Genomic DNA, 2,996 nt, shown 5'->3' with positions numbered 1-2,996 from the left:
CATCGTTAACTAGGCGGGTTAGGCGATCGGTTTCATGGTTGACTGTTTGCAGAAACTCTTGGCGTTCTTGTAAAGCTAAGTCTTCGCCGTAGTCGTGCAGGGTTTCAATATAAGTTTTAATGTTGAATAGAGGCGTTCGCAGTTCGTGAGAAACGTTGCTGATAAATTGACTTTTTGCGTCGTTTAGTTCAACTTCACGGGTTATATCTTGAATAGTAATCGCAATACCTTTGATGCTTTCTCTTTGCAGGTTGAGTACTGTAGTCAAGAGAATACGGATCGTCCGTGGGGTGGGTTGGTTAATGAAAATTCGGAATTCGGCGCTTTCGCATTCGCCTGCTGCCATTTCGTACAAGGGACGGGTGATTTCGATTTGTACTGATGCTGGCAAGTGATGCAAGACATTGCAACCTACTACATTAGCGGCTTCCCAGCCAAAAATTCGCTCTGCTGTGGGGTTGACTAAAATCACCTGCATGTTGTTATCAATCAACACGGCACCATCTGCGATCGTTGAAACTAGGGTTTCTAACTTGGCTTTTTCTGCGGTCAGTTCCTCAATATTCTGTTCTTCATAACGCTCTAATCGCTCTCCCATTTCATTAAAGCTTAAAATTAACTCCCCCAGTTCGCCCCCTAAAGGTAAATCAATGCGCTGCTTGAAATTCCCGGTAGCAATTTGCTTCACCCCCACCAATAATTCTTTAATGGGCTTGGTGATGGTCAAGGCGTTAATCACTCCTGCCAAAATTACCATTACCCAAATGGTGATAAAAACGGCAATGGTGACATCGCGGGTAAAATTGGTGGAAATGACAGCAGTCTGATTGGGGTTAATCCCGATCGCTAATACACCTAAGTATTTTTTATTGACAATCAGGGGAATAAATACATCGGTGACTGTTCCATCTGGGGTCATGTGTTGCCGCACCATCGGCTTTTCCCCATCGCCAGGGTAATCTTCTGGCAGTTGTATCCGCCGTTTAATAGTAAGGGAGTTTTCTACCTCAGCTTCCCAAAAAGGAATGCCAAAAAAGATTTCCCCGTTTTCATCGGCGTAGAGCATATAACGCACGCTAGAGGTGCTGCTATAAAAGCGTTGGGAAAATTGGGCTACCTCAGTGAGATTATTGTCAGCGATTAAGGGGGCAACGTTAGCAGCAAGCAGCAGCCCTAAGTCACGACCAAAGCGCGTGTCATTTATCCGCGCATCCTGCTGAATTGTATTTACAGCCCAGAAGGTCAAACCACTCATCACCAATGAAACTACCATTGTGGCCACAGCCAGCAGTTTAGTCTGGAGGGTGAACTCCGACCACCAACTAGCGATCGCATGTCGAATTGTTTTTAACAGATTTAGCATCTTAAATAAAGTTGTTAGTAGTCTTTGTTATAAAGCCCAACAACTTAAAAATTAACAGTTAATTTGACAAATATGTTAGGGAAATGGGGAATGGGGCATTGGGCATTGGGCATGGTGAATAACTCCAAACTCCTAACTCCTAACTCTATAACCGATATCTCTCCGGTAATATATCCCTGCAAACTGAATATGTTTGATACTAGCGTAGGCTTGGGCGATCGCTTGCTCAAAATTTTCTCCGATTCCCGTCACATTTAATACTCGACCCCCATCTGTCACTACTTCTTGTTGCTGGTTTAATTTTGTACCTGCATGAAATACAGTTGCTCCTGCTGCTTCTGCTTCCTCAATGCCAGTAATCACCTGGCCCTTTTCATATTCTCCTGGATAACCACCGGAAGCGGCAACAACAGTGGCAGATGCTCCCCCTTTCCAAGCAATAGGCGGCAATTCACTTAAACGCTGCTGTACGCAGGCTAGAATTAACTCTTCTAGGGGTGTTTCTAACAGTGGCAAAATCACCTGGGTTTCAGGATCGCCAAAGCGACAGTTAAATTCCAAAACCTTCAAGTCGCCATCGGGTGCAATCATTAACCCAGCATACAGCACGCCTCGGTAATCAATGCCTTTAGCTCTTAAGGTGGCGATCGCTTTTTCTAGTACTTCTGTTTGAATGCGTGCCATTAACTCTGGTGTAGCAATGGGTGCTGGGCTGTATGCTCCCATCCCGCCAGTATTCTCTCCCGTATCGCCGTCACCAATCCGCTTATGATCTTGTGCTGGCAACAAGGGTCTAATTGTTAACCCATCAGTCAATGCTAAAACTGACACCTCTTGCCCAATCAAACATTCTTCAATAACGACAAATTTACCAGCACTGCCAAATTGTCCTTGAAAAATTGCATCAATGGCACTTTCTGCCTGTGTAACTGTTTCAGCTACCGTTACACCCTTACCAGCCGCCAAGCCATCAGCTTTGACAACAATAGGCGCTCCCTGAGATTTGACGTAAGATTTTGCTGCCGTAACCTCAGTAAATACCGCAGCCCGTGCCGTCGGAATCCCTGCTTCTTGCATCAAGGCTTTTGCCCAAGCTTTACTCGCCTCAATTTGCGCTCCGGCTCTGACTGGGCCAAATACCATCAATCCTTTGTCTTGGAGGTAATCTGTGATTCCCTTAGATAGGGGAACTTCTGGCCCAACTATCACCAGAGTTATGCCATGTTCTAGAGCGTATCGGCTCATTCCCTCAAAATCATCTACTGCTAAGGGCAAGTTTTCGCAACGTTCCATAGTTGCTGTGCCCCCATTCCCTGGTACACAGACAACTTGCTCAATTTGCTTAGATTGCAACAGTTTCCATGCCAGAGCGTGTTCGCGTCCCCCATTACCGACAACTAAAACTTTCACTGATTTCCTCGTGCGTTCCTTGCAAAATGAGAATACCTGATTCGACTCTCGCGGATCAATTTTTTCATCAATTCTCACACTTGTGCAAGTTTCTGATGATTTAGTATACCTCTTGTAAAAGTCCCCTAAAATTCCACTCTCAGCCCCTCCCCGCCTGCCTACGGTGTCACACAAGTCGAATTACCCCATTGTTAAGGCTACGGTGTACACACAAGTCTAAAAT

2 protein-coding genes are annotated in these 2,996 nt (G+C 45.4%); both read right to left on the bottom strand.

The annotated features are described in order from the left end of the window. On the bottom strand, positions 1 to 1,363 hold a 1,363-nt coding region (locus tag IQ229_RS21355), incomplete at its 3' end, for a histidine kinase dimerization/phospho-acceptor domain-containing protein (RefSeq protein ID WP_194047148.1). Positions 1,364 to 1,495: 132 nt separating this feature from the next. Further along, positions 1,496 to 2,773, bottom strand: a complete 1,278-nt coding sequence (gene purD, locus IQ229_RS21350; protein WP_194047146.1) for a phosphoribosylamine--glycine ligase — start codon at positions 2,771 to 2,773, stop codon at positions 1,496 to 1,498. Positions 2,774 to 2,996 lie beyond the last annotated feature (223 nt).

This window comes from Nostoc cf. edaphicum LEGE 07299, from assembly GCF_015207245.1.
Lineage (GTDB): Bacteria > Cyanobacteriota > Cyanobacteriia > Cyanobacteriales > Nostocaceae > Nostoc > Nostoc edaphicum_B.
The sequence above is the reverse complement of the archived record's forward strand: the minus strand, read 5'-3'. Positions and strand labels throughout refer to the sequence as shown.